Raw genomic sequence first — 26,144 nt, 5'->3', positions numbered from 1 at the left:
TCGTTAATTGGTCAGGGCTACAGCCGCCATGGTCTCCACCGGCGCATGCGTCCCGGCCACCGCCTCCCCGATCAGCAGAAGCGTCGGGTCTTCGTCGCTGATCGTCCGCACCAGGAAGGCCAGAGCCGACAGCTTGCCCCGGATCAGCCGTTCGGTCGGCAGGGAGACATTGACCGCCACCATCACCGGCGTTTCGGGATCGCGCCCGGCGGCGATCAGGCAATGGCTGATCTCGCCCGCCGCGGCCCTGCCCATATAGATGCCGATCGTGCCGCCCGGACGGGCCAGCGCTTCCCAGTCCAGCTTCAGCGGTTCGCCCGCCTTCAGATGCGCTGTGACCAGCGTCAGCCCCCGCGCCACGCCGCGCAGGGTGAGCGAGGCATGGCCGCTCGCCGCCGCAGCGCTGGCCGTGGTGATGCCGGGGCAGATGCGCACGGAAACGCCCGCCTCCGCCAGATGCGCCATCTCTTCCGCCGATCGGCCAAAGACCGAGGGGTCGCCGCCCTTCAGGCGCACGACGCGCCTGCCCGTCCTGGCGGCCGCGAGCAGCAGGTCGTTGATGCTGTCCTGCGCCTTGGAATGGCGGCCCGAACGCTTGCCGACGCTGACCCGCTCCACCCCCGGGGGAATGAGGTCGATCACGCCCGGCCCGACCAGCGCGTCGTAGAAGACGACCTCTGCCGCGGCGATCAGCCTTTCCCCCTTGCGCGTGAGCAGGTCCGGATCACCCGGCCCCGCGCCGACCAGCCATACCTGTCCGGGCGCGATCAGGTCCTGGGGCAGTTCATTCGGCTGCATGAAGCGTCTCCTGCATGCTTTGGGCAAGGATATTGGCGAGCGCGGGGCGGCATGACCCGCAATTGGTGCCCGCGCCCAGCGCCTTGCCGATGGCGGGCACATCGACCAGTTGCTGTTCACGGATCGCGGTGACGATCTGGTTGAGGCCGATGTCGAAGCAGACGCAGATGGTCACCCCCTTGTCCGGCTGGCTGCCGGGTCCGCGCGCCGCAAGGACGGAACCGCCGACCCCCTCGACCAGCAACTGGCCGATCAGCCAGTCGCGCGAGGGCAGCAGGCCGGTGCGCGTCACGAACAGCACCCCGTTCAATCGGCCTTCGCCGATGGTCGCGATGCGCCGCGTTCCGCGTGAGGCGTCCATCGCCTCCACCCGGTCGCCCTTTGGAAGAAAGGCGTCGAGACGGGCAGGATCGCCATTGCCGGCAATTTCATAGAGCGCGCCGCCCGGCACGGCGATCCTGGTCGACCAGAGGCAGGGCAGCTTCACGGGCTGCCCGGTCGCAGCCTGATCGCGCAGGATGAGAAAGCCCTTCCATTCGGCGGCCACCTTCTCGACGCTGGCCGGGGTCGATTTGAAGCCCGGCTGGCCCGAATGGGGATCGACCAGCGGACGGGGCAGCAGGCCGGTGCGGCCCCCGCTCGACATCTGGTCCGTCCAGTGGATCGGGGTGAAGATGTCGCCGGGCCGCTGGCCCTCGCTCAGGCTGACGCGAAAGATGCTGTTGCCCTGCGCTGTCGTGACGCGGGCCAGGTCGCCGTCGACGATCCCCAGCACCCCGGCATCGCGGGGGTGGATTTCCACCAGCGGCTCCTCGCGATGGCGGGCGAGTTTCGGGGACAGGCCGGTTCGGCTCATCGTGTGCCACTGGTCGCGATAGCGCCCGGTGTTGAGCGTCATCGGCCATTGCCCCAGCGGCTCCTGAACCTCCATCTGCTTCGTCAGCACCAGCCGCGCCCTGCCGTCCGGCGTGGGGAAGCGGCCGTCGGCGAAGGCTGTGCCGCCCCAGCGGAACGGCTCCATGGCGTCATAGGCATCATTGCCGATCGCCGCCCAGGCGCGCAGGTTCAGCATCCGCTGCCCATCATTTCCATAGGCGGTAAGGCGTGCATGTTCGCGCCAGATGTCGGCGGGCCGGTCATAGGCGAAGGCGTTGCGCCAACCCATGCGGCGCGCGACTTCCTTGACGATCCACCAGTCCGGCCTGGCCTCTCCGGGCAGCGGCAGGAAGGGGCGCTGGCGGCTGATCGTTCGGTCCGAATTGGTGACGGTGCCGTCCTTTTCCCCCCAGCCGGCGGCGGGCAGGCGGACATGGGCATGGGTGCTGCTGTCGGTGTCGGCCATGATGTCCGAGACGACAAGGAACGGGACGGCTTCCAGCGCTTCGCGCACGCGGCCCGCATCGGGCAACGAGACGGCGGGATTGGTCGCCATCACCCAGAGCGCCTTGATCCGGCCTTCGTTGATGGCGCGGAACAGGTCGACGGCTTTCAGGCCGGGCTTCGTCGCCATCTTCGGCGCGGCCCAGAAGCGGCCGACGCGCTCCACATTGTCCGGGGCGAAGTCCATATGGGCGGCGAGGGTCGAGGCCAGCCCGCCGACCTCACGCCCGCCCATCGCATTGGGCTGGCCGGTGATCGAGAAGGGCGCCGCGCCCGGCTTGCCGATGCGTCGGCAAGCGAGGTGGACGTTGATGATCGCGTTCACCTGATCGGTGCCGCGGATCGACTGGTTGATGCCCTGGCTGAACATCGTGACCGTGCGCGGCGTGGCGGCGAACAGCTTGTAGAATTGCTCCAGCAAAGCGGGCGCGATGTCGCAGGTCCTGGCGGTCGTCCAGAGATCGTGGCCGGTGCGGATATGGTCCCAGAAACCTTCGGGCGCGCTGACATGATCGGCGACGAAAGCCGGATCGGTGATGCCCTCGGCGTCGCACCATGCCAGCAGCCCGTTCATCAGCGCGACGTCCGTGCCCGGCTTCACGGGCAGGTGCAGGTCGGCGCCCTCGCAGGTTTCGGTGCGGCGCGGGTCGATGACGACCAGCTTCGTGCCGCGCGCGGCGCGGGCCGCCTGGATCCGCTGATAGACGATCGGATGGCACCAGGCCGTGTTGGAGCCGACCAGCACGATCAGGTCGGCCTGATCCAGATCGTCATAGCTGGCGGGCACCACATCCTCGCCAAATGCGCGATTGTGCCCGGCAACCGCGCTCGACATGCAGAGGCGGCTGTTGGTGTCGATGTTCGCCGAGCCGATAAAGCCCTTCATCAGCTTGTTGGCGACATAATAATCCTCGGTCATGAGCTGGCCGGAGACGTAGAAGGCCACGCTGTCCGGGCCGTAACGATCAATGGTTTCGCGGAATTTCTTCGCGACGAGGTCAAGCGCCTTGTCCCAGTTCGCCTGCCTGTTGCCGATCATCGGGTGCAGCAGGCGACCCGTCAGGCCCACCGTCTCGCCCAGATGCGTGCCCTTCGAACAGAGCCGCCCGCGATTGGCCGGATGCGCCGCGTCGCCCGCGATGGTCGCGGAACGTGCCCCGCCGGGCGTGGCCACGATACCGCAGCCAACACCGCAATAGGCGCAGGTCGTGCGGACCGCATCCGCCATCAGGCCGCCGCCTTCAGGCCTGTCGGACGGGCGATCAGGATGCGGCCGCCCTCCTGCCTGACCTGGACGGTCGGCGTGCAACCCTCATCCGAGCCCTGCGCCTCGCCCGTCTTCAGCGCGATGTTCCAGTTGTGCAGAGGACAGGCGACGCTGTGGCCATGGACGATGCCCTGGCTCAGCGGCCCCTTCTTGTGCGGGCATTGATTGACCAGCGCGAAGACATGGTCGTCGCCGGTGCGGAAGACGGCGATTTCCTCTTCGCCGGCAATCTGCACCGTGCGGGCGCCGCGCTGGGGAATGTCGGCCAGCGTTCCGATGTCGATCCAGTCGGTCATGGGTGTTACTCCGCAGCGATGGCGATGGGGGCCAGGGGCTGGTGCAGTTCGGCATGTTGGCCGGCTGCGCGCTCGGCCCAGGGGTCGTCCTGGCTGAAGCTCTGCGAATAGAGGAAGCGGGCACGAAGCGCCTCACGGCCGGCCTCGTCCTCGACGATCCGCTGCTTGACATACTCAACCCCGACGCGCTCGATCCAGGGCGCGGTGCGCTCCAGATAGCGCGCTTCCTCGCGGTAGAGCTGGATGAAGGCGGCGCAGTGATCGAGCGCCTCCTGCTCGGTCGAAACCTTGCACAGCAGGTCGGTGGCGCGGACATGGATGCCGCCATTGCCGCCGACATGCAGTTCATAGCCCGAGTCCACGCAGACCACGCCGAAGTCCTTGATCGTCGCCTCCGCGCAGTTGCGGGGGCAGCCGGAGGCCGCGATCTTGAACTTGTGGGGCATCCACGATCCCCAGGTCATCCGCTCGATCTTGACGCCCAGGCCAGTCGAATCCTGCGTGCCGAAACGGCACCATTCGGAGCCCACGCAGGTCTTCACCGTGCGCAGCGACTTGCCATAGGCGTGGCCCGACACCATGCCCGCGGCATTGAGGTCGGCCCAGACGGCGGGCAGGTCTTCCTTCTTGATGCCGAAGATGTCGAGGCGCTGGCCGCCGGTGACCTTCACCATGGGCGCATCATATTTCTCGACCACGTCGGCGATGGCGCGCAGCTCACGCGGGTTGGTGAGGCCGCCCCACATGCGGGGCACGACCGAATAGGTGCCGTCCTTCTGAATGTTGGCGTGCATGCGCTCATTGACGAAGCGGCTCTGCTGATCGTCCTGATATTCGCCCGGCAGCGCGCAGAGCAGATAATAGTTGAGCGCGGGGCGGCAGGAGGAGCAGCCGTCCGGGGTGGACCAGTGCAGCTTCTGCATCACCTCCGGGATCGAGCGCATGTTCTGCGCGACGATCTCGCGGCGGACATCGTCATGGCCGAAGCTGGTGCATTTGCACATGGTCTTCGGTCCGGACTGGACGTCGTCGCCCAGCACCACGGCCAGCAGATTCTCGACCAGGCCGGTGCAGCTGCCGCAGCTTGCCGACGCCTTGCAGGTGGCGCGGACGGCATCCAGGCTGCACGCGCCCTTTTCGATGCAGGCGGCGACCTGGCCCTTGCTGACGCCGTTGCAGCCGCAGATCTCGGCATCGTCCGAGAGCGCCGCAACGGCCGCCTTAGGGTCCAGCGCGCCCCCTCCCGAGGCGAAGGCCTGGCCGAAGATCAGCAGGTCGCGAATTTCCGCGACATCCTCTTCGCGCTTCAACAGGTCGAAATACCAGCCGCCATCCGCCGTGTCGCCATAGAGGACGGCGCCGATGATCCTGTCATCCTTGACGACGACACGCTTGTACACCCCGCGCGAGGCGTCGCGCAGAACGATGTCCTCGCAGCCTTCGCCGCCCGAGAAATCACCGGCCGAGAAGACGTCGAGCCCGGCGACCTTGAGCTTGGTCGAGGTGACCGAACCCCTGTAGCCCGTGTGCTGGTCGGTCAGGCCGTCGGCCAGGCTGCGGCACATGTCCCAGAGCGGCGCGACGAGGCCGTAGACATTGCCGTCATGTTCGACACACTCGCCGACCGCCAGCACATCGGGATCGCTGGTGACCATATGGTCGTCGACCTTGATGCCGCGATTGACCTCCAGCCCGGCTTCGCGGGCCAGCGCGGTGGAGGGGCGGATGCCGACCGCCATGACGACCAGGCTGGCCGGGATTTCGCGGCCATCCTTCAGGCGGACACCCTCGACCTTGCCGTCGCCATAGATGCTGTCCGTGTTGGCGCCGGTCAGGATGGTCTGGCCCCGCGCCTCCAGCGCCGACTTCAGCAGCCAGCCCGCCGCCTCGTCGAGCTGCCGCTCCATCAGCGTGTCCATGAGGTGGATGACGGTCACCTTCATGCCGCGCAGGGAGAGGCCATGCGCGGCTTCCAGGCCCAGCAGGCCGCCACCGATCACCACTGCCCGTCCCTGTTCACCATTTTTGGCGCCCGCGTCCGCGGCGGCCAGCATGGTGTCGACATCCTTCATGTCGCGGAAGCTGATGACGCCGGGCAGATTCTTCCCCGGAACCGGGATGATGAAGGGGTCCGAGCCGGTGGCGATCAGCAGCTTGTCATAGCCCATGGTGCGACCCGATTGGCTCGTGACGGTTTTTCCGGCGCGGTCTATGGCCGTCACCGGATCACCGGCGATCAGTTCGATATTATTTTCCGAATACCAATCGCGGCTGTTGATGATGATGTCGTCGAAGCTCTTTTCCCCGGCCAGGACCGGAGAGAGCATGATGCGGTTGTAATTCACATAGGGCTCTGCGCCGAAGATGGTGATGCGATAACGGTCCTTGTCCCGCGCCAGCAATTCCTCCACCGCGCGGCAACCGGCCATGCCGTTGCCCACCACCACCAGATGCTCGCGAACATCGTCAGAAGGCATGAAGAGATCCTCTTCATTCGCCGTCTCCGGTCCCGCGTTGTTCTGAAAATCCATCCCTCGACTCCAGAAAAGAAAAAAGGCCGCCATCCGGACCCCCGGTTCTGAAACCGAAGGTCTGGATGGCGGCCTTGCCATCATAACGCCTTGATCGTCCGTCCCTGGACCATCGCGGCTATGGAAGAAGAACAACCCTGTCCTTTGCATTGCAGCATAGGCCGAATCGATATGCGGTCAAGCGATTCCTCGTAGCACGATGTATTTTTGGTCGGCCGGGGCGCAAGCGTATCGCAGACGCGAAAAGGGCGGCGGCCTGTCGTGGGCCGCCGCCTCCCTCTCCTGGACGTAAACCGGTCAGATGCGCGCGGCGCTGGTCCAGGTCGCGCGCCAGCGGGCACGGACCAGCGCGATGCCGAGGAACGCGACCAGGGCAAGACCCGCGAAGATCAGGAAGCCGGGCGCGAAGCTGCCGGTGAACTGCTTGGCGATGCCCAGCGACGAGGCGAGATAGAAGCCGCCAATACCGCCCGCCATGCCGACCAGCCCGGTCATGACGCCGATTTCCTGCGCGAAACGCTGCGGCACGAGCTGGAAGACCGAGCCATTGCCAACGCCCAGCGCCAGCATCGCGACGATGAAGAAGCCAAGGGCGGAGAACAGCGTGGGCGCATAGGCGACGCCGGCCAGAGCGAGCGCCGCCGCGACATAGACCATCATCAGCGCCTTGACGCCGCCGATCCGATCCGCCAGCGCGCCGCCGATCGGCCGGACCAGCGATCCGGCGAAGACACAGCCAGCCGTGCAATAGCCCGCAACCACCGGGGTCAGGCCGAATTGATCGGTGAAATAGATCGGCAGCGAGGCGGCCAGTCCCACGAAACCGCCGAAGGTCACCGAGTAAAAGCCCATCAGCCACCAGGCGTCGGCGCTCTTCAGCGGGTGGAAATAATCGACCAGCTTCTTGGGCGCGGGTGCATTGGGCGCGTTCCTGGCCATGATCATGTAGATGATGAAGACGATGGTGAGCGGAATGCAGGCAAGGCCCAGCACCGCGTTCCAGCCGAACAGCTTGGCCAGTATAGGCGCGAAGAGGGAGGCCAGCACCGTACCCGAATTGCCCATGCCGGCGAGGCCCATGGCCTTGCCCTGATGTTCGGCGGGATACCAGCGGCTGGCGAGCGGCAGCGCGATCGCAAAGCTCGCCCCGGCAAAGCCCAGGATCACGCCCAGCGCCAGCGTACCGCCGAAGCTGTCAACGCCCATGAACCATGCGGTCGCGAGGCCGAGGATCACGATCACCTGGCTGATCGCCCCCGCCTGCTTGCAGCCGATCCGATCGACCAGCAGGCCGTTGACGACCCGCAGCACCGCACCCGCCAAGGTCGGGACAGCGACCATCAGGCCCTTTTCAGCCGGCGTCAGCCCCAGCGTCTTCGAAATGGACGGCGCCAGCGGTCCCAGCAGCACCCACACCATGAAGGCGAGGTCGAAATAGAGGAAAGCAGCGATAAGCGTAGGCGTGTGCCCTGCCTTCCAGAAACTGGTCTGGCCGGCCTCCCCTTCAACCCCCGGAGCCTGTCCTTCCGGGCGCTCCCAATACGCAGTTGCCATGATGACGTCCCTCGAATCTTGTGAAATGGACATGAAAAAAGCCGCGCCCGGACCTCGCATCCTGCGAAATCCGGCCAGCGGCTTTGCTGTAAAATCGGAGGGAGAACGCGATCCCGACCTTGGGAAGGGCTCATCCCGAAAACGCGCCTCGTCGCGCGACTCTCATCTTATCTCGCGATTCGACCTATGTTGCAAGGCACAAAATTTGCGGGTGCGGGTGCGCCCTCAGAAGCTGGCCAGGAAGTCCTCGATCCGTTCCGGATCGAACACCCGGCCGTCGAAGAAGCGGTCCGGGCCCAGCGTCAGTTCGCCCCGCTTCGATCCCACGGCCAGCGGGGAGGCCACAGCCCCTTCCACCTTCATGCTGGCGCCCGGCATCGCCACATCACTGTCCGCCAGTGCCCGGCGGAATATGTCCGGCCGGAACACCGAGGCGGCCTTGGCCGCATTGTCCGCGCTATGTTCCACCATTTTCCAGCGGACAAGCTGCGAATAGATCCAGAGCGCCTGGCTGCGCCAGGGAAAGGGCGTCGCCTCCCGCGAGAAGAGCATGAAATCAGGCATGGAGAGGGGCGCCATGTCGACGCGCGGCACGATGCCGCCCGACAGCGCGCGCAGGATCACATCGGCAGGCTGGTCCACATATTGGGGGCGCGAGAGAAGATGCGCCAGCGCCTCATGATGCTGCGGATCGTCGCACCAGGCGGCCGCCCGCACCAGCGCCCGCAGCAACCGGTCGACGCTGTCGGGATTCTCCTCCAGCCAGGGCGTGCGGAAAGCCAGTATCTTCTCCACCCCGCGCCGCCAGATGCGTTCGCCGATCGCCACCGCTTCGGCCAGCCCCGCATCCACGGCCGCGCTGCCCCAGGGTTCGCCCGCGATGAAGCCGTCTATCTCCCCGGCCCCGATCGCCTCCACCGTCAGCGAGGGCGGGAGCACGCGCAGGATGACGTCGCGATCCGGGTCGACCCCCGCGCTCGCCAGCCAATAGCGCAGCATCACCGAATGGCTGGAAAAGCGATGGACGACGCCGATCACCGGCTTGCGCTTCCATAGGCCGATGGCGGCCGCGAAATCATGCGCGGTGCCCAGCGGATCATCCAGCCGCGCCGCTATGTCAGGGTCCAGCGCCTGCGCGAATGCGCTTGCCATCACCAGCATGTTGCCGTTGACGTTGAGCTTATAGGGGGCGGCAAGCGGCGCGGCCTGCTGGCTGAGGCCCAAGGTCACGGCGACGGCGAGCGGCGCCAGCATGTGCGCGGCCTGCACCTGCCCGAACACCAGCCGGTCGCGCAAAGTCGCCCAGCTCGTGGTGCGGACAAGGTCGAGGTGCAGCCCCTCCTCCTCAGCAAAGCCCTTTTCCCGCGCCACCGCCAATACGGCGGCGTCGGTCAGCGGCAGGAAGGCGATGCGCAGGTCGGTCGTCATCACATCCCTCCCAACAAATCGCTGGCCGTGATGAGGGCCTGGGCGACGTCCACGATCTTCTTCCCCTGATTCATCGCGCTCGACCGCAGCAGTGCATAGGCATCCGGTTCCGAAAGGCCACGCTGGCTCATCAGGATCGATTTGGCCCGGTCGATGATCTTGCGGTCGGAAAGCGCGGTGCGCGCCTCGTCCAGTTCGGACTGCAGCTTGGCAAAGGCGTTGAAACGGCGCACCGCCAGTTCCAGCACCGGCTTCACCCTCTCCTTGCGCAGCCCGTCGACGACATAGGCGGATACCCCCGCGTCGATGGCCGCGCCGATCATCGTCTCGTCGGACTGGTCGACGAACATGGCGATGGGGCGGGCGAGCGCCCTGCTGACGGTCAGCATCTCCTCCAGCGTGTCGCGGCTGGGGCTGCCAAGGTCCATCAGCACGACATCCGGGGCCATGCGCTCCAGCCGCGCGACGAAGCCGCCGCGCGGGGGGACGATGTGAATATCGTCATAGCCCGCCTCTCGCAGCCCTTCCTCCAGAACGGTCGCGCGCAGGCCGCTGTCGTCGATGATGACGATTCGCATGAGACCCCAAGCCTTTTTTTGCCACTCAGTGGCCGGGATGTTGCGCCGCGTCAATCATGGGCGAAACGATGCCCGTACTCAAGGGGCCGCCGCCGCCTTCGCGATGTCGGCTTCGGGGATGAATGCCGCGATGGGCAAGTCCTTGATCGCAAGGTTGAAATGTCGAGCGTCCGACGCAACCGGATGCTTCCTCAATGCGCCGCCGACAAGTCCACCTTCGCCGTGGGGCGCGGCGCCAGCCACACCACGGCGGCGGCCAGGAAGAGAACCAGCGAGGCGATGAAGAAGACATGGTCCATCGACACCACCATGGATTGCGCATCGACCATGTTGGCGATCATCTGCCGGGCCTGATCCTGCGTGAAGCCGCGACTCGTCAGGTCGGCCAGGGTTGCGTCCGGATGCAGCGTGCCGACCATCTCGTTGCGCGAAACGCGCTGCCCATTGCCCCAGCCGGTCAGCACGATGGAGGTCGAAATGGCGATGGCGAGGGTGCGCAGGAAATTCTGCATTCCCGCAGCCGAGGCGGTCTCCTCCGGCCGGACCGACCCCAGCGTCAGCGTGGTCAGCGGGATCATGAACAGGGGCATGCCGAACCCCTGAACCAGTTGCGGCAGGGCAATCGTCCAGAAATCGGCATCGGTCGTCCAGTGCGCCCGCCACAATGTCATGATGCCGATCCAGGCGACCGAGCCGGAAATCATGATGCGAACGTCAACCTTGTTGACCAGCCGGCCGGCAATGGGCGCGACCAGAATGGCGGTCATCGCCGTGAAGGCGGTCGCATAGCCCGCCCAGGCAGCAGTGTACCCCATCGAAATCTGCAACCATTGCGGGATGACGACGATGCCCGCGAAATAGGCGCCGAAACACAGCGCCAGCGTGAACACCCCGGACGTGAAGCCGACATGGCGGAACACGCGCAGATCGACGATCGGATGCTCCTCCGTCAGTTCCCATATGATGAACACGCAAAAGCCGATCGCCGCGAACACCGCCAGGATCACGATCAGCGGATCGCCGAACCAGTCACGGTCGCGACCGATGTCCAGCATGATCTGAAGGCAGCCAATCCAGAAGATCAGCAGGCCCAGGCCCATATAGTCGATCGGCAGCTTCACCCGCGGCGTTTCCACCGGGCGCAGCAGCGCCATGGTGGCAAGCACGCACACGACCGCGATCGGCACGTTTATGAAGAAGATCCAGTGCCAGCTCCAATTGTCGCTGATATAGCCGCCGAAGATCGGACCCAGGGCCGGGCCGAGCAGCGTCGTCATCGCCCACAGTCCCATCACGCGGGCGCGCTGATCGGGCGGGAAGACGCGCATCAGCAGCGTCTGCGACATCGGCATCAACGGCCCGCCGCACAGGCCCTGGCCGATACGGCATGCCACGATCATGCCCAGCGTCATGGACAGGCCGCACAGCAGCGAGAACAGGCCGAAGCCGAGCATGCCGAAGGTGAACAGCCGCACCGCGCCGAAACGCTGCGCAAGCCATCCGGTCAGCGGCACGCAGATCGCTTCCGCCACCGCATAGCTGGTGATGATCCACGTCCCCTGATCAGCGGAAATGCCCAGATTCCCGGCGATATGCGGCACAGAGACATTGGCGATGGTAAGGTCGAGCACGACCATGAAATTGCTGAGAGCCAGGACCAGTCCCGCCAGCAGGCGATGACGGGGCGACAGCAGCGTCAATGTTTCGGCCGGGCGGCTCACCACAGGCCTCCTTACCGGCCCGAAAGGTCGATTTCGGCTTCCATGGAAAGCCCGACGCGCAGCGGATGCTCAGCCAGTTCCTTCGGATCGAGCGCAATGCGCACGGGCACGCGCTGCACGACCTTGATCCAGTTGCCGGTGGCGTTCTGCGCCGGGATCAGCGCCATCGACGCGCCGGTGCCGCCGGAGAAGCCAACGACCTTGCCATGATAGACGACATCGCCGCCATAAAGGTCCGATGTGACGGTCGCTGGCATGCCGACCTTCACCCGGCCAAGCTGGCGCTCCTTGAAATTGGCGTCGACATAGACCTGGGCGAGCGGGACGATGCTCATGATCGGGCTGCCCTGCGCCACGCGCTGGCCGACCTGCACCGACCGCCGGGTCACGACGCCGTCGATCGGCGCGCGGATGACGGTGCGGTCCAGATCGAGCCTTGCACTGTCCAGCTTCGCCTTGGCGGCGAGCACGGCGGGATCGGTGTCGATGGTCGATCCGCGCACCAGCGCGTCATTGGCGGCGAGTTGCCCACTGGCAGCGCCGCGCGTCGCTTCGGCCGTCGCCACCCCGGCCTTCGCCAGGTCGAGCGCCGCCTGCGCCGCGGCATAGCCCTTGCGCGCGCTGGTCAGTTCCTCACCGGAAACGGCGCCATTGGGGGCCAGCGCCTCGCGCCGGCGAAGATCGATGCGCGCCTTGTCGAAATCGGCCTGCGCACTTGCGAGCTGTGCCCGCGCCTGGTTGATGTCGGCGCCGCGCGCCTCCACCTGCGCGGCCAGCGAACCGCTGGTCGCGACGGCCTGGCGGAACCGGCGACGGGCCTCGGCCAGGTCGGCCTCCGCCTGGGCGATGGCGATGCGGGCGTTGGTGGGGTCGAGCTTCACCAATATGTCGCCGCGCCGGACGGCCTGCGTATCCGTCACCAGCACCTCGGTCGCCTGGGCGGAGATGAGCGGCGTCACCTGCGCCACGTCCGCATTCACATAGGCATTGTCGGTGCTGACATGGTTGCGCCCGATCAGCAGGTACCAAAGAGCATAGGCCGCGCCGAGGATCAGCACGGCCAGCGCCAGCCGCACCAGCCATTTCTTGCGGATTGCCTTGCGCTGGGCGGCGGCTTCGGCCGCATCGTCGGCCTTGCTCGCATCGGACGTGAATTCGGGCTTGGCGTCAGCCATGGGGCGTATCCTTGGACAACTGGAGCTGTGTCTGCGCGCCGTCCGCGGCAAAGCCGCCGCCCAACGCGCGAATAAGGGCGATGTCGAGCGTGAAGGCGCTCGCCTCCAGCTCCGCGACGGCCTGACGCGCGGCCAGAAGCTGGTCCTCCACGTTCAGCACGTCAAGATAGGTGTTGAGGCCGCCTTCATAGCGCTGGCGGACAATGCCATAGGCTTCCTCCGAAGCCGCCAGCGCCGCGCGCGCATCGATCAGCCGCTGGTCCAGCGCCCGCCGTCCGGTCACCGCATCGGCCACCTGCTGATAAGCGCCAAGCACGGTCCGGTCATAGCTGGCCACCGCCTCGTCATAGACGGCGCGTGCGCCGCGATACTGGCCACTCAGCGCACCACCGTGAAAGATCGGCAGGCTGATCGCGGGACCGGCATTGCCGAACAGCGAATCCTTCTTGAACAGCGTGTCCGCGAAGGAGCTTGGCCCGCCCGCGAAAGCGCCATTCTGGAGCACCGTCTGATAGCCGAGCGATTGCACGCCGATCAGCGCGCTCAGGCGAATGGCCGGGAAGAAGTCGGCCCGCGCCACCTTGACCCGCTTCGCCGCCGCTTCGGTCCGGGCCAGCGCCGCGGCGACATCGGGCCGACGCGCCACCAGATTGGTGGTGACGTCCGCAGGCAGGCCGAGCGGGCCCGGCTTGCCGAGCTGCGGCCGGGCAATGGCAAGGCCCCGGTCCGGCCCGGCGCCGATCAGGGCGGCAATCTGATGCTGGCGCACCGCAATCGCCTGGTCCGCGGCGGCAAGCTGCGCCTTGGCGGACGAGACGGTCGCGTCGGCCTGCCGTTCGCTGCCGCGCGTTTCCAGCCCGTTGGCGCGGCGATCCGCCACCAGCTTCTGGCTGGCGGTCCGGATTTCCAGCGCCCGCGCCTGAATATCGCGCTCATCATATAATCGGGCCAGGTCCGCATAGGCGTCGGCCACGCCGGTCGCCAGCGCCAGCCGCGCCTGCCGCGCGTCGATCTCCGCCGCGCGCGCTTGGGACGTTGCCGCCGCCAGCGCCGCCCGGTTCCTGCCCCAGAGGTCGAGGTCGAAACCGAAATTCAGCGCCACGCGGCCCGTGCCCAGCCAACCCTTGGGTACGAATTCCTTCGGCATGCCCATATTGTAGCTGGACTTGGTCGCACCGCCGCTGGCGTCGAGGTCGATCGAGGGCAGCAATGGCGCGCCCGCCTGCTGCGCGGCGGCATTGGCCTGGGCGAATCGGGCGGCGGCGGCGCTGACGTCCGGCGACCCTTTCAACCCTTCCTCCACCAGCGCATCCAGTTGCGGATCGCCATAGGCCTTCCACCAGCCGTCCGATGGCCATTGCACGGCATTGTCGGCCTGAAGGCTGCGCTCCGCCGCGATACTGTCGGGCGCCCGCACAACCGGCTGCGGACCAAGCTTTGGCACCGCAGCGCAGCCCGACAGCAGAACCGCGCCAGCAAGAAGCAGGGCGCGGGCGGAAGAAGACAGGAAATCGGGATGACGACTCATGAGCATAAAATCGTACCACTTAGTATGAAATCGGCCTTTGCGCCGGTTGCAAATCCTTGTCAACCAAATTATCGTACTATATGGTACGATATCATGACAGTGCCTGATCCCCTGCCGAATCCCCGGCCCGACCCCCCGTTCAGCCGCAGGGAAGCCCGCCGCCTGGACCGGCGGAAGGCCATATTGGCGGTGGCGTCGCGTTCATTCCTGGAGGACGGCTATGCGGCGACCACCATGTCGGGGATCGCCGCGACGCTTGGCGGTTCAAAGGGTACGCTCTGGAGCTATTTTCCGTCCAAGGAAGCATTGTTCGCCGCCGTCCTGGACGAAGCCACCACCGCCTATAAGGCGCGCCTCGCGGAAATACTCGATCCCGATGGCGACCTGACGGAAACATTGCGGACGCTGGGGCTGGGCATGCTGACGAAGATCACCGCGCCGGAAAGCATCGCGCTCTACCGGCTGGTGGCGTCCGAATCGGGGCGCTTTCCCGAAATGGGAAGGATCTTCTACGAACATGCACCGGGCGGTGCGCGGCGGCTGGTATCCGCATTTCTGGAAAGGGCGATGGATCGCGGCCTGCTGCGCCGGGCCGACCCCGACCAGGCGGCGCGCACCTTCACCATGCTGATGCTTTCGGGCTGTCATCAATCGCTGGTCTGGGGACAGATCGAACAGGCAGGCGCTGACCAGATCAAGGCCGATGTCGAACATGGGCTGGACTGTTTCCTGCGCGCCTATGCGCCGGACATGCGTTAACCATTTCTTTGCGCGCCGATCCTATGCTGCGCGGTGGCAAGAGGTGGGACGTCATGCAATTCTGGAAACGCGACAGCATCAGCAGGCCACAACGGGCACAGGCTGTGGAACAAGGCCGAACGCCCCGGCGCCTGCGGCTGCTGATGGTGGATGAAGACGCCACCTCCCGCGCTGTCGTCGCGCGCCGGCTGTCGCACCTTGGCTATGATGTCGCGCTGGCGGAAGACGGCTTCGCTGCATTGACGATGCTGGTCACGCGGCCGGTCGACATCATCCTGATCGACATGGGGCTGACCCTGTTGCCCAGCCTGACGACGATGCGGAAGATCCGCGCGGCGGGGCTGGCCGGCAATGCCTGTTTCGTGATGATCGGCGGAGCGCAGGACGCGATCTCCGCTGTCGAGGCGCTGGATGCAGGTGCCGACGATCATGTGGTGAAGCCCTTTGATTTTGACCTGCTCGACGCCCGGCTGCGCCATCTCTGGGCGCGGGCCGAAGAGATCGGCACCCTGACCCGGCACAATGCGGAGCTGGACGCCCGGATCGCCCGCCGCGCACTGGAACTGGGGGAAACGCGCGATGCGCTGGCGGAGATGCAGGCGGATCGTGCGCGGCTGGTGTCCTCCATCCAGGCACTGCATGACGAAATCGCGCGCCTGAACGCGGTGCGGAATTAAGGATTAATCCTCCCCATCGTCCCTTGGAGGACCGGGCAAGGGCGCTTGCATCTCATTTCAGCCACTGGGTCGCGGCGAACCATCCGCCGATCCCGGCCGCCATGACGACGCACACCCCCACCACCCCCCAAAAGGCCCAGGATTCATGGGCAAAGGGGATCCCGTCGACATTCATGCCCAGCAGCCCGGTCAGGAAGGTGAGCGGCAGGAACACCAGCGCGACGACGGAGATGAGCAGCGCCTGCCGGTTCATCTGTTCCGCGCGCAGGTCGGTCAATTCTTCATGGGCAAGCGCCGACCGCTCACGCACCGCCTCCAGTTCCTCCGCCATGCGGGCGCAACGATCCGCCGCTTCCTGAAGGTGCAGCCGGTCGTCAGGCTCCAGCCATGGCGCATCGGCGGTCGACAATCTTTCCAGCGCCTGCCGCTGCGGGGCGATGAAGCGGCGGTAGCCGATCGCCGTCGCGCGGATTTCCGATACCCGCCGCCGCGCCTCGGCCGGTCCATATTCGATCAATGCGCTTTCAATGTCGTCCAGGCCATCGCCCAGTTCAGCGACTTCCGGGTCGAGCGCTTCGGTGATCTGCTGCGCCAGGGCGGCGATCAGGTCGCCGGGGTCGCGAATGAGGCCGCGCAGCATCTGCTGCCGGACCGGCTCGATCGCCGCGAGCGGACGATAGCTGACGGAAATGACCCGCGCCTCTTCCGCCCAGAGGCGGATCGACACCAGCGGATCGCCGATATCATCCTCTCTGGTCCCAAGCCCGCGCAGGTTCACCAGCGCGCCATGGGCCATCAGCGTGCAGCGCGGCCGCGTCTCCTGCGCCAGCAGGGCGGACAGAGCCGCTTCGGGCATATGGTCGCAGCGGGACGCGACCAGCCGGGCATCCTCCTGCCAGCCATCGGCATGAACCCAGCTGAACGGCGCGTCCTGCGTCCGCGCGCAGAAATCGTCGAGCGACACTTCCTGCGTCCGCGCGCCGTCGAAAAGAAATACCCGGCTTATGGCATCATCTCCAACCAGAGCGACAGCCCCGCCCCCGGCTTTTCGGGCGCGGCGCTGGCCGCGATCCGCACCGCATCGGCCCGCGCCCGGTCCAGGATCGCGTCGGGCACGTCGGGCGCGTGATACAGGCGATCGGCCTCGCCCAGCAGGCGGGCGGCGCGCAGCGTGAGGTCATCGGGATCGCGCGAGAGCAGGCGGACGGTTTCCAGCCGATCGGCCCGTGCATCCCCGGCATCGGCCAGCCAGTCCGGCAGGGCATTCACCGCCCCCTCGGAAAGCGGATCGATAAGGCCGCCCTGGGCAAGTCCCGCATCAATCGCCCTTCGCCGCGCCGCCGCGTCGGGCCAACGGCGGCGGATGGCGGTGCGCGCATCGTGAAGCGCCGTCGCCAGCGACCCCAATCGGGCCGGCAGCATGGCTTCGATCCGCTGGCGCAACGCCTTGGCCAGGCCGGCCGATGCGCCCCCGGTCCCAATGGCGACCAGAACCGGCTCGCGGTCGACTATGGCGGGCAGGGTGAAGTCGCAAAGCTCCGGCCTGTCGGTGGCGTTCACCAATATGCCCCGCGCGCGCAGCCGCTGCACCGTCGCCTCATCGCCGTCCGCGACGATCGCCAGCGCGGCATGCTCGCCCTCGTCCACGACGCGGGCGCCCGCCCGTTCCAGCAGGCGTCGCTTGGCGTCCGCCGCCTCGCCCACGCCTGTCAGGATGACGGCCCGCCCTTGCAACCGCAGGTAGACGGGCAGGCTGTGCATTATTCCGTCGCGCCTTCCGCGACCCAGGCCGGAATGCTGTCGCCTTCGATCAGCGCCTCTATGGGCGGGCGGGCGCGGACCACGGCCCATCGGTCCCCCGACACCAGCACTTCGGGGGTCAGCGCGCGGCTATTATAGGTGCTGGCCATGGTCGCGCCATAGGCGCCCGCGGTCATGAACGCGACCAGGTCGCCCGCCGCCACCACGTCCATGTCGCGATGCATGGCGAAGGTGTCGCCCGTCTCGCACACCGGGCCCACGACATTGGCGGCGGCGCGATCGCCCTTCGGATGGACGGCGCGAATGTCGTGCCAGGCATCGTAGAGGCTGGGCCGCAGCAGGTCGTTCATCGCCGCGTCGACGATCACGAAGGGCGCCTGCGCGCCCTGCTTCACGCGCACCACCTGCGACAGCAGCACGCCGGCATTGCCGACGATCAGGCGGCCCGGCTCGAACATCAGGCGGACGTCCCAGCCCTGCGTCACCCGCGTCACCATCGCGCCATATTCAGCGGGGCTCGGCGGCAGCGGCTGGGAGGGATCATAGGGCACGCCCAGCCCGCCGCCCAGGTCCGCGGTGCGGATGTCGTGGCCTGCCTCACGCAGGCTTGCGATCAGCGCGCCCACCTTGACGAAGGCGGCTTCCAGCGGCTTGAGATCGGTCAACTGGCTGCCGATGTGCACCGCCACGCCCTGCACATCCAGGCCCGGCAGGTCGCGGGCGGCGGCATAGCTGGCAAGGGCGCGGTCATAGGGGATGCCGAACTTGTTTTCCGACTTGCCGGTCGAAATCTTGGCATGGGTTCCTGCGTCGACATCCGGGTTGATGCGATAGGCGACCGGCGCCTTCCGGCCCATGGACAGCGCCACCTGGGACAGCATCTCCGCCTCGGGCTCGCTTTCCAGATTGAACTGGTAGATGCCCTTTTCCAGCGCGATGCGCATTTCATCCGCCGTCTTGCCGACGCCCGAAAAGACGATGCGGTTCGCCGGAATGCCGGCCGCCAGCGCGCGCAGCAATTCGCCCGCCGACACGACGTCCGCGCCCAGACCCAGCTTCGCCAGCGTCGCCAGCACGGCGGCGTTGGGATTGGCCTTCACCGCAAAGGCGATCAACGGATCGGCAAGCTGCGACAGCCCATCGCGGAACACGCCGACATGGCGGCTCAGCGTCGCTGTGGAATAGATATAGACGGGCGTGCCGACCTGCGCCGCGATCTCCGCCATCGACACCTGCTCCACCTGCATGGCGCCGTCGACATAGTTGAAATGGTCCAAGGCTGTTATCCTAGTGAAATCCTGGCGCCGGGATCCAGCGCCAAACGCTATTGCAGTTCGCTTTCGGGCGGCAGGTCGAATTTATCGTCGTCGCGTTCCTTCGACTGGGTCAGCAGTTCGACGTTGCGTTCCGGCCGCGCCTGAATGGAGGGCGCAGTAAGCTGCGCCGCCGTGGGCGCCGTCGCCGCGCCGACCGGCACGGCGGGCAGGCGCTGGCCCTGAACGGGCTTGAGCGGCTGGCGGCCGCCGCAGGACGCCAGAACCAGCGCCACGCTGGCCAGGGCCACTCCCGCGGCAATTCGTGCGACTGTCATTGTTTCTGCCCTTTCGCGTTCTGCCGGGCCTGCGCGATCCGCGCGCGCACCTGGTCGGGCGCGGTGCCGCCATGGCTCCTGCGGCTGGCGACCGAGGCATCGACCGTCAGCACCGCATAGATACGCTCATCGATGCGCGCATCAATGGCCTTGAGCGTATCGATGGGCAGGTCGGCAAGCTGCACGCCCGCCGCTTCCGCCGCCGCGACGGCGCGGCCGGTGATATGATGCGCCTCGCGGAAGGGAATGTCGCCTTCGCGCACCAGCCAGTCGGCAAGGTCGGTCGCCGTGGCGAAGCCGCTCTCCGCCAGTCCGCGCATCCGGTCGGTGCGGAAGGTCACCGTCTCGATCATCCCAGTCATCGCGGCGATCGAAAGGCCCAGCAGGTCATGCGCCTCGAACACCGGCGGCTTGTCGTCCTGCATGTCCTTCGAATAAGCGAGCGGCAGGCCCTTCATCGTCACGCAGAGCGCGTTCATGCAGCCCATGATCCGCCCGGCATGGCCGCGCACCAGCTCGGCGGCGTCGGGATTGCGCTTCTGCGGCATGATCGAACTGCCGGTCGAATAGGCATCGGGCAGTTTCACGAAGCCGAAGGGCTGGCTCGCCCAGATGATGAACTCCTCCGCCAGGCGGGAGAGGTGCAGGCTGCACTGCGTCGCCGCCATCAGGTAATCGAGCGCGAAGTCCCGGTCCGACACGCTGTCGAGGCTGTTGTCGGTCGGCTTGGCGAAACCCAGCGCCGCCGCCGTCGCGTGGCGATCGATCGGAAAGCCCGTTCCCGCCAGCGCCGCCGCGCCCAGCGGACATTCGTTGAGCCGCGCCCGCGCATCGGCGAAGCGGCTGCGGTCGCGGCGAACCATCTCATGATAGGCCATCAGGTGATGACCCAGCGTCACCGGCTGGGCGGATTGCAGGTGGGTGAAGCCGGGCATCACCGCATCGGCATGCTCCTCCGCGCGGGCGAGCAGCATGTCGGACAGGCCCTGCAGCCCCATCTCGACCTCATCGATGGCGTCCCGCACCCAGAGGCGGAAGTCGGTCGCCACCTGGTCGTTGCGCGAGCGCGCCGTGTGCAGCCGTCCCGCCGCCGGACCGATCAGTTCGGCAAGGCGCGACTCCGTCACCATGTGGATGTCTTCCAGGTCCAGGTCGACCGGCACGCCGTCGGATTCATATTCCGCGGCGATGCGGTTCAGCCCCTCGGTGATCGCCTGCGCGTCCTCGCCATCGACGATGCCCTGCTTGGCCAGCATCGCGACATGCGCCTTCGATCCGGCGATGTCCTGCTTCCACAGGCGCTTGTCGAACGGGATCGAGGCATTTATCTCCCGCATGACCGAAGCCGGACCGGCCGCGAAGCGTCCGCCCCACATGCTGTTGGAGCTTTTTCCCGTGCGATCTTCCCCGTTCCGATCTTCCTTGCGCTGCGTAATGACACTGCTCCTGCTGGCTGGCCTTGGCGCGTGCGATAAGCAATCGCCGCCCGCCGGGCAAGGCCCGAACGCCAGCGAGGAGGCGACGGGACCGGGACAAAGCGACGCTCCGGGCAAGGGAGGCGCGTTCAGCTATACGATCGACCGATCAAAGGCCGGAACCCCCGCACCCGATTTCACCTTCCAGAACCCGGACGGCAGCGACGCCGCGCTCAAGGATTTCGCGGGCAAGCCGATGCTGGTCAACCTGTGGGCCACATGGTGCGCGCCCTGCGTGGCGGAAATGCCGACTTTGGACGCGGTCGCGGCGGAATATGGCAAAAAGGGGCTGGCCGTCCTCACCATCTCCCAAGACAGCCAGGGAGAGACGGTGATCAAGCCCTTCTTCGAAAAGCATCCCCTGCCGCATCTGAAGGGATGGATCGACCCGGAAAACCAGTTCGGCTTTCATTACAATACCGGCATGCTGCCCACCACCGTCATCTATGACGCGCAGGGCAAGGAAATGGCGCGTGTGGTTGGCGCCATGGATTGGAACAGCAAGGAAGGGCGCGCGCTGATCGACGCGGCCATGGCAAGCTGACGCAGGACGCTCCTTCCCCTGCCCGCGCCGCCCGCCTCCTGCAAAATGCGGCTGATCCCACGCACCTTGGCGAACTTTCATTCCGCTCCGCAGCATGGAAGTTTGCCGCCACTTCCCTTCAGAAATGAAGCAGAAACGTTTCTTCCCTTATAATTTTTGTGCAGCGCAATAGCGGTTTCCCCGACACAGTCCGTTGAACCCCCTGTCATGAACAAGTGCAAACAGGGGGCATTAGATGACAGGAATATCCGCTCTTCGCCTTTCATTGGTGCTGGCCTCGTCATGGTCGGCCTGCGCGATGGCGCAGGAGGCACAGACAGCGCAGGCCGATGAAGGCGCCGCCATCATAGTGACCGGCACGCGCGCCGTGGGCATGCAGGCCGCCGAAAGCGCCGCGCCGATCCAGGTGCTGAGCGAGGAAGCGATCAGCCATGTCGGCCAGCCCAACCTCAACCAGGTGCTGACTCAGATCGTGCCGAGCTTCACCGCCCAGACGCAGGGCACCGACCTTTCCAGCTTCTCGCTGTCTGCCCGGCTGCGCGGCCTCAGCCCCAACCACACGCTGGTGCTGGTCAACGGCAAGCGCCGCCACGGCAACGGCATCCTCCAAGTGATCTCCGGCGCGTTCCAGGGTTCAGCCGCGCCCAGCATCGACCTGATCCCGCCGGACGCCATCGCCCGCGTCGAAGTGTTCCAGGAAGGCGCGGCGGCCGTCTACGGCACGGACGCGATCGCCGGGGTCATCAACTTCATCCTCAAGGACAACAACGAAGGCGGCAGCTTCAAGGTAACCGGCGGCCAATATTATGACAGCGAGGGCGAGTTGTTCTCCGTTTCCGGCAATATGGGTTTCAAGCTGGGCGAGGACGGCTTCTTCAACCTCAGCCTGTTCCACCGCCGCCAGGACTACACCACCGTCGGCACCGGACAGGTGCAGATCACCCGGCCGGACGGCACGCTGCAATCCAACACGCCCGCCCAATGGTCGAACCTGGCGGGCGACGCGCTGTCGGGGATCAACGGCGGCCAGCCCAAGACCTATCTGACCGAAGCCTTCTACAATATGGGCTATGATTTCGGCGGCGTCGAACTCTACAGCTTCGGCGATTATGCCCGCCGCATCGGCTATGCCAAGCAGGGCTACCGTCATCCCAAGCGCATCTGCTACGAAACCGGCAATCTGGGCGGTGGCATCACGCCCGCGGCCTATGATCCCAGCATCTGCTATGGCGATACCGGCATCTGGGGCATGGTCCCGCTTCAGCATGTGATCGAGGACGAATACAGCTTCACCGTCGGCGCCAAGGGCGAGGTGTCGGGCTGGAACTATGACCTCAGCACCACCTATGGCCACCAGAAGGACGACATCTGGACCGAAGCGTCCGCCCATCGCGAAGTCTGGCAGGAAAGCTATGCCGCATCGCTACAGGGCATCGGCAAGCCGAACACGGTAGACAAGGCCTATGACGGCGGCTTCCGCCTGAGTCAGACCACCGTCACCGCCGACATCCGCAAGGAATATGAGGTCGGGCTGGCCAGCCCCCTCACCTTCGCCTTCGGCGGCGAATATCGCCGGGACACCTATGAGATCGTCGCAGGCGACTATTATTCGACCTACAGGACCGGCGTTCAGTCCTTCCCCGGCTACAAGGCGACCGACGCGGGCAAGTTCCACCGCAGTTCGAAGGCCGGCTATATCAACCTGATCGCGGAGCCGGTCGAACATTGGTCCGTCGACCTTGCCGGCCGTTACGAGGATTATACCGACTTCGGCAACACCACCATCGGCAAGATCACCACGCGCTACGACTTCAGCCCCGCCTTCGCGCTGCGCGGCACCGTCAGCACCGGTTTCCGCGCCCCGACGCTGGCGGAGCAGAAATATTCGACGATCAACGTCGGCCCGACCAGCGCCGTCGCGCAGCTTCCCGCCGGCACGCCCGCCGCGGCGCTGCTGGGCTTCAACGCGCTGAAGCCTGAAAAATCGAAGAACTTCTCGGCAGGCGTCGTGCTGCGGCCGGTGTCCAAGCTCGCCATTACGGTCGACGGCTACATCATCAAGATCAAGGATCGCATCACCGGCACGGCGGCCCGCAACGCCGTCCTGAACGGCGTTGCCCAGCCGGGCGGCGCCGATATCCTGAACGCCCTGAACGCGGCGGGCATCGTCCTCGACAGCGCGCTGTTCACCAGCGGCACGATCGGCGTGTCGAGCTTCACCAACGGCATCGATACCCGCACCTGGGGCATCGACTTCTCCGCCGCCTACCCCGTCGCGCTGGACTTCGGCACGCTGAACCTGTCGCTGACGGCGAACTACAACAAGACGAAGATCACCAACAACAAGGTCGGCTATCCGATCTTCAACGCGGCGTCGGAAAGCAATATCGAACGCTCCAACCCGGACTACAAGATCGTGGCCGGCGCCTTGTTCAAGAGCGGGAAATTCTCGCTCAACCTGCGTGAAACCTTCTACGGCAAGACCAGCGTGCTCGTCCGCCCGGCCTTCACGCCCGCTGGCGGGTTCATTCCCAGCGGCGGGTTCCTGATCGCGGACGGCGCCATCGTGAACGGGGTCAACGCCAACCAGCTCTACTTCAACGGCGTGGTCAAGGCGACGGCGCTCACCGACCTGGAGGCGAGCTACGACTTCACCGATGCCGTCACCTTCTCGGTCGGCGCGAACAACCTGTTCAACAAGCGGCCAGAGGTGCCCGCGATGATGCAGGGCGTCACGCCGGGTGCGGGCGTTTCGCCCTTCATCAACGGTGCCGGCGCCTATAACGCCTATTTTGGACATGGTCCCTATGGCACGTCGGGCGGCTATTATTACGCGCGGCTCGACTTCAAGTTCTGAAGCGTCACGAAGGGAAGGGCCGGTCTCGAAAGGACCGGCCCTTTTATGCCGTGGGAAACTTTATGCCGGCGGAAACCGGGGTCTCAGGGTTCGCCCTTCGATTCCTGCATCCGCCGTTCGGCAAACCATTGTTCCAGCATCTTGGCGGTGCAGCCTGTAAAGCCGTTGCTGCCGATGGCGGAGCAACTGCCCGGCAGGGTCTGCCGCTGCACCTCCTCCATCGTGGCGACCTGGCTGCCCCAGCCCGGTCCGCCCGCCGGCTCCGGCTTTTCGCGCAGCTTCTTGGGAATGCGGTATCGTTCGGCTTCCGGCTTGCGAGCGCAGACGATGATCTCGTCGCCCTCGCCCTTGGGACAGGGATCATCGCCATAGACGACCAGGTTGAAGATCTTTTGCGGCGGCTCGGCACGGGCCGCGCCCCCGAAAGTCAGCGGAACCAGCGCGACGGCGGCCAGGGAAAGGGCGGGGAAGAGACGCATCGATCCATATTCCTTCTTCGTCCCCTGTCCCGCCGTCCGGATTGCCCGGTTGCCGACGGCCTTATTTTCAAGACGCCGGCGACCGGCCCTTGCCGTCACTGCTGCGGCGGCGTTCCCTGTTGCGCGCCTGCCGCCCCGCCTTGCTGCTGTTGCTGGGCAGCCTGCGTCCTTTCCTCGGCAACGGCGCGCGCCTCGATCGCCTTGCTGTCCGCGTCGATGGTGGAGAGGCGCCGGGCGCGTTCCGCCGCGACCAGATCCTTCCAGCCTGCGCTGTCCGCCGCCTGCCGTTCCGCCTTGGCGAGCCGCGCCAGTTGCGCGAAGCAGCCCGTGGCGCCGCCGCCGCCCACCGGCGAGCAGCTTTCGGTGCCGCTGCGGCCGACATATTCCATCGATCTCACCCGTTCGCCCCAGGCCTGGTGGCTCGGCTGGTTGGGGTCGCCGCGCAACGGCTCGGGAATGCGGTAGCGCTCTTCCTCGCCCTTGCGGGCGCAGACGACGATGTCGCTGCCCTGGCTTTGCGGGCAGGGGTCATCGCCATAGACGATGACCAGATTGACGCGTTCCGACCCGGTTTGCGCGGCAGGCGCCTCCTCCTTCGGCAAAGTCGGCCCCTGCTGTGCCAGCACGGGGGAGGCTGCGCCCAGCAAAAGCATGGCGGCGATCAGGCTGGTCTTCATCATGCTTCTCCTCAGATGCGCTTCGAAAGGGCGATGGCAGCGCGACAGCCCAGTCTGATGGCGCCGGACAACAAGGGGTAGGCCGGGGCCTGCTCCGCGCCATGGGCGATGGCGGCATCGCGATGCTCGACCTCCTCCGCCTGGAAATCCGCGATGGCAGTGGAGAGTTCCGGATCGTCCTGCCCCAATTGCTCGAGCTGTTCGGCATAGTGGCGGTCGATCTCCGTCTCGATCGCCGCGGTGCAGGCCATGGCGGCGCGCGGCCCGATGGCAGCCGTTACCGCGCCCAGCGCGAAGCCCGCCACATTCCAGATCGGCTGGAGCGCCGTCGGCCGGCCGCCCCGGCGCGCGATCATCGCGTCGAAATGCTTGCGGTGCCGTTCCTCCTGCGCGGCCATGCCGGCGATCAGGCGGGAATCGGGGTGCCGGTCGCCCATGACGGCCAGTTGCCCGGCATAGATGCGCGTCGCGCCAAATTCCCCCGCCTGGTCGACGCGCAGCATGGAGGCGCGCTCCGCATCGGTCACGCGGCGACCGGGGCGTGGAAAGTCCTTTGCGCTCATGCCTTGCTCCCTTTCCCAAGCAGCAATGCCAAGATGAGGAGCGCCGCCGCCCCCGACAAGAGGCCGTTATAGCCCGCCATCGAAATGCCGAACAGGCTCCAGGCCGCCACATCGCATCGGGTGATCGGCGTCGCCATGATCTGGTTGAGGATATCCGCGGGATTGCCGGCGGTCGGGCTGGTCGAGCAGGCGGTAAGGCCCTGCCACCAGCCATATTCCACCCCGGCATGGAACAGGCCGATGCCGCCGCTTATGCCGATGGCAAGGCCGGCAAGGCCAGTGAACAGCGCGCTGAAGCAAGCCCGGCCGCGCAGCGCATAGGCGATCAGCGCCAGCGGAATCGCGGCGAAATGGGCGTAACGCTGCCACCAGCACATCTCGCAGGGGTGCAGGCCGCCAAGGAACTGAAAGGCGTAGGCGCCGCCCAGCATGGCCAGGGGAAAGATCAGCGCCAGCGCGCGGGCAAGGGGCAGTGATTTCATATCGCCCGCTTAAACCGTCTCGC

General features: G+C 66.3%; 23 protein-coding genes. 4 read left to right on the top strand and 19 right to left on the bottom strand.

Going from position 1 to position 26,144, the window contains the following annotated elements; all coding sequences use genetic code 11:
• Positions 1–3: 3 nt before the first annotated feature.
• From cobA to MRBLMC3_RS21530, 10 genes are all read right to left on the bottom strand, one after another.
• On the bottom strand, positions 4–798 hold the full coding sequence (cobA, locus tag MRBLMC3_RS21575; protein ID WP_363832228.1) for a uroporphyrinogen-III C-methyltransferase: 795 nt from the start codon (positions 796–798) through the stop codon (positions 4–6).
• Positions 785–3,406 carry a molybdopterin-dependent oxidoreductase gene (locus MRBLMC3_RS21570; RefSeq protein WP_363832226.1) on the bottom strand — a complete coding sequence of 874 codons (2,622 nt, stop codon included), beginning with the start codon at positions 3,404–3,406 and terminating at the stop codon, positions 785–787. Before MRBLMC3_RS21570 ends, cobA begins: the two co-directional genes overlap by 14 nt.
• Complete coding sequence (nirD, locus tag MRBLMC3_RS21565; protein WP_133653656.1) at positions 3,406–3,741, bottom strand: nitrite reductase small subunit NirD; 336 nt, start codon at positions 3,739–3,741, stop codon at positions 3,406–3,408. The genes MRBLMC3_RS21570 and nirD overlap by 1 nt, the downstream gene beginning before the upstream one ends.
• A gap of 5 nt (positions 3,742–3,746) precedes the next feature.
• The gene (nirB, locus tag MRBLMC3_RS21560) at positions 3,747–6,272 is read right to left on the bottom strand and encodes a nitrite reductase large subunit NirB (RefSeq protein WP_363832223.1); all 2,526 of its coding nucleotides are present in this window, start codon (positions 6,270–6,272) and stop codon (positions 3,747–3,749) included.
• A 297-nt stretch (positions 6,273–6,569) separates the two neighbouring features.
• Positions 6,570–7,826, bottom strand: coding sequence for a nitrate/nitrite transporter (locus MRBLMC3_RS21555; protein ID WP_363739113.1), 1,257 nt, complete (start codon positions 7,824–7,826; stop codon positions 6,570–6,572).
• A 225-nt stretch (positions 7,827–8,051) separates the two neighbouring features.
• Complete coding sequence (locus MRBLMC3_RS21550) at positions 8,052–9,254, bottom strand: ABC transporter substrate-binding protein (RefSeq protein WP_133653653.1); 1,203 nt, start codon at positions 9,252–9,254, stop codon at positions 8,052–8,054.
• The gene (locus tag MRBLMC3_RS21545) at positions 9,254–9,832 is read right to left on the bottom strand and encodes an ANTAR domain-containing response regulator (protein WP_133653652.1); all 579 of its coding nucleotides are present in this window, start codon (positions 9,830–9,832) and stop codon (positions 9,254–9,256) included. Before MRBLMC3_RS21545 ends, MRBLMC3_RS21550 begins: the two co-directional genes overlap by 1 nt.
• A 191-nt stretch (positions 9,833–10,023) precedes the next feature.
• Positions 10,024–11,553, bottom strand: a complete 1,530-nt coding sequence (locus tag MRBLMC3_RS21540) for a DHA2 family efflux MFS transporter permease subunit (protein ID WP_133653651.1) — start codon at positions 11,551–11,553, stop codon at positions 10,024–10,026.
• Positions 11,554–11,564: 11 nt separating this feature from the next.
• Entirely contained in the window at positions 11,565–12,728 is a 1,164-nt protein-coding gene (locus MRBLMC3_RS21535) for an EmrA/EmrK family multidrug efflux transporter periplasmic adaptor subunit (RefSeq protein WP_363832220.1), read from the bottom strand.
• Entirely contained in the window at positions 12,721–14,262 is a 1,542-nt protein-coding gene (locus tag MRBLMC3_RS21530) for an efflux transporter outer membrane subunit (protein WP_363832217.1), read from the bottom strand. Before MRBLMC3_RS21530 ends, MRBLMC3_RS21535 begins: the two co-directional genes overlap by 8 nt.
• A gap of 87 nt (positions 14,263–14,349) precedes the next feature.
• Between MRBLMC3_RS21530 and MRBLMC3_RS21525 the strand changes: the two genes are divergently transcribed.
• Positions 14,350–15,015 carry a TetR/AcrR family transcriptional regulator gene (locus tag MRBLMC3_RS21525; protein ID WP_363739104.1) on the top strand — a complete coding sequence of 222 codons (666 nt, stop codon included), beginning with the start codon at positions 14,350–14,352 and terminating at the stop codon, positions 15,013–15,015.
• Between the two features lie 53 nt (positions 15,016–15,068).
• A complete protein-coding gene (locus MRBLMC3_RS21520) occupies positions 15,069–15,692 on the top strand; it encodes a response regulator transcription factor (RefSeq protein ID WP_208108089.1) in 624 nt (207 codons plus the stop codon).
• 52 nt (positions 15,693–15,744) lie between these two features.
• Here MRBLMC3_RS21520 and MRBLMC3_RS21515 read toward each other — a convergent pair whose 3' ends face one another.
• Genes MRBLMC3_RS21515 through argH form a run of 5 tightly spaced genes read right to left on the bottom strand, consistent with a single transcriptional unit; the run spans position 15,745 to position 20,420 of the window.
• Positions 15,745–16,698, bottom strand: coding sequence for a zinc transporter ZntB (locus MRBLMC3_RS21515; protein WP_414714679.1), 954 nt, complete (start codon positions 16,696–16,698; stop codon positions 15,745–15,747).
• On the bottom strand, positions 16,695–17,453 hold the full coding sequence (locus MRBLMC3_RS21510; protein ID WP_363832212.1) for a precorrin-2 dehydrogenase/sirohydrochlorin ferrochelatase family protein: 759 nt from the start codon (positions 17,451–17,453) through the stop codon (positions 16,695–16,697). The genes MRBLMC3_RS21515 and MRBLMC3_RS21510 overlap by 4 nt, the downstream gene beginning before the upstream one ends.
• Positions 17,453–18,730: a diaminopimelate decarboxylase gene (gene lysA / locus MRBLMC3_RS21505; protein WP_363739099.1), complete on the bottom strand. Its 1,278-nt coding sequence runs from the start codon at positions 18,728–18,730 to the stop codon at positions 17,453–17,455. Before lysA ends, MRBLMC3_RS21510 begins: the two co-directional genes overlap by 1 nt.
• A gap of 47 nt (positions 18,731–18,777) precedes the next feature.
• Entirely contained in the window at positions 18,778–19,044 is a 267-nt protein-coding gene (locus MRBLMC3_RS21500) for a hypothetical protein (RefSeq protein ID WP_363832209.1), read from the bottom strand.
• On the bottom strand, positions 19,041–20,420 hold the full coding sequence (gene argH, locus MRBLMC3_RS21495; RefSeq protein WP_363832207.1) for an argininosuccinate lyase: 1,380 nt from the start codon (positions 20,418–20,420) through the stop codon (positions 19,041–19,043). Before argH ends, MRBLMC3_RS21500 begins: the two co-directional genes overlap by 4 nt.
• Before the next feature lie 58 nt (positions 20,421–20,478).
• On the opposite strand from argH, the gene MRBLMC3_RS21490 reads away from it, so the two are divergent.
• Entirely contained in the window at positions 20,479–21,063 is a 585-nt protein-coding gene (locus tag MRBLMC3_RS21490; RefSeq protein WP_363832204.1) for a TlpA family protein disulfide reductase, read from the top strand.
• Between the two features lie 235 nt (positions 21,064–21,298).
• Entirely contained in the window at positions 21,299–23,920 is a 2,622-nt protein-coding gene (locus MRBLMC3_RS21485; RefSeq protein ID WP_363832202.1) for a TonB-dependent receptor plug domain-containing protein, read from the top strand.
• 83 nt (positions 23,921–24,003) lie between these two features.
• Here the strand turns inward: MRBLMC3_RS21485 and MRBLMC3_RS21480 are convergent, their stop codons facing one another.
• The 4 genes from MRBLMC3_RS21480 to MRBLMC3_RS21465 all read right to left on the bottom strand — a co-directional run bounded on the left by MRBLMC3_RS21480 (position 24,004) and on the right by MRBLMC3_RS21465 (position 26,121).
• Positions 24,004–24,399, bottom strand: a complete 396-nt coding sequence (locus MRBLMC3_RS21480; RefSeq protein WP_363739092.1) for a hypothetical protein — start codon at positions 24,397–24,399, stop codon at positions 24,004–24,006.
• A 95-nt stretch (positions 24,400–24,494) separates the two neighbouring features.
• Positions 24,495–25,079, bottom strand: a complete 585-nt coding sequence (locus MRBLMC3_RS21475) for a hypothetical protein (protein WP_363739090.1) — start codon at positions 25,077–25,079, stop codon at positions 24,495–24,497.
• Between the two features lie 8 nt (positions 25,080–25,087).
• Positions 25,088–25,639 carry a demethoxyubiquinone hydroxylase family protein gene (locus tag MRBLMC3_RS21470; protein WP_363739088.1) on the bottom strand — a complete coding sequence of 184 codons (552 nt, stop codon included), beginning with the start codon at positions 25,637–25,639 and terminating at the stop codon, positions 25,088–25,090.
• Positions 25,636–26,121: a disulfide bond formation protein B gene (locus MRBLMC3_RS21465; RefSeq protein ID WP_363739087.1), complete on the bottom strand. Its 486-nt coding sequence runs from the start codon at positions 26,119–26,121 to the stop codon at positions 25,636–25,638. The genes MRBLMC3_RS21470 and MRBLMC3_RS21465 overlap by 4 nt, the downstream gene beginning before the upstream one ends.
• Positions 26,122–26,144 lie beyond the last annotated feature (23 nt).

Origin of the sequence: Sphingobium sp. LMC3-1-1.1 (genome assembly GCF_040676285.1) — a bacterium.
In the GTDB taxonomy this organism is placed as follows: domain Bacteria; phylum Pseudomonadota; class Alphaproteobacteria; order Sphingomonadales; family Sphingomonadaceae; genus Sphingobium.
The sequence above is the reverse complement of the archived record's forward strand: the minus strand, read 5'-3'. Positions and strand labels throughout refer to the sequence as shown.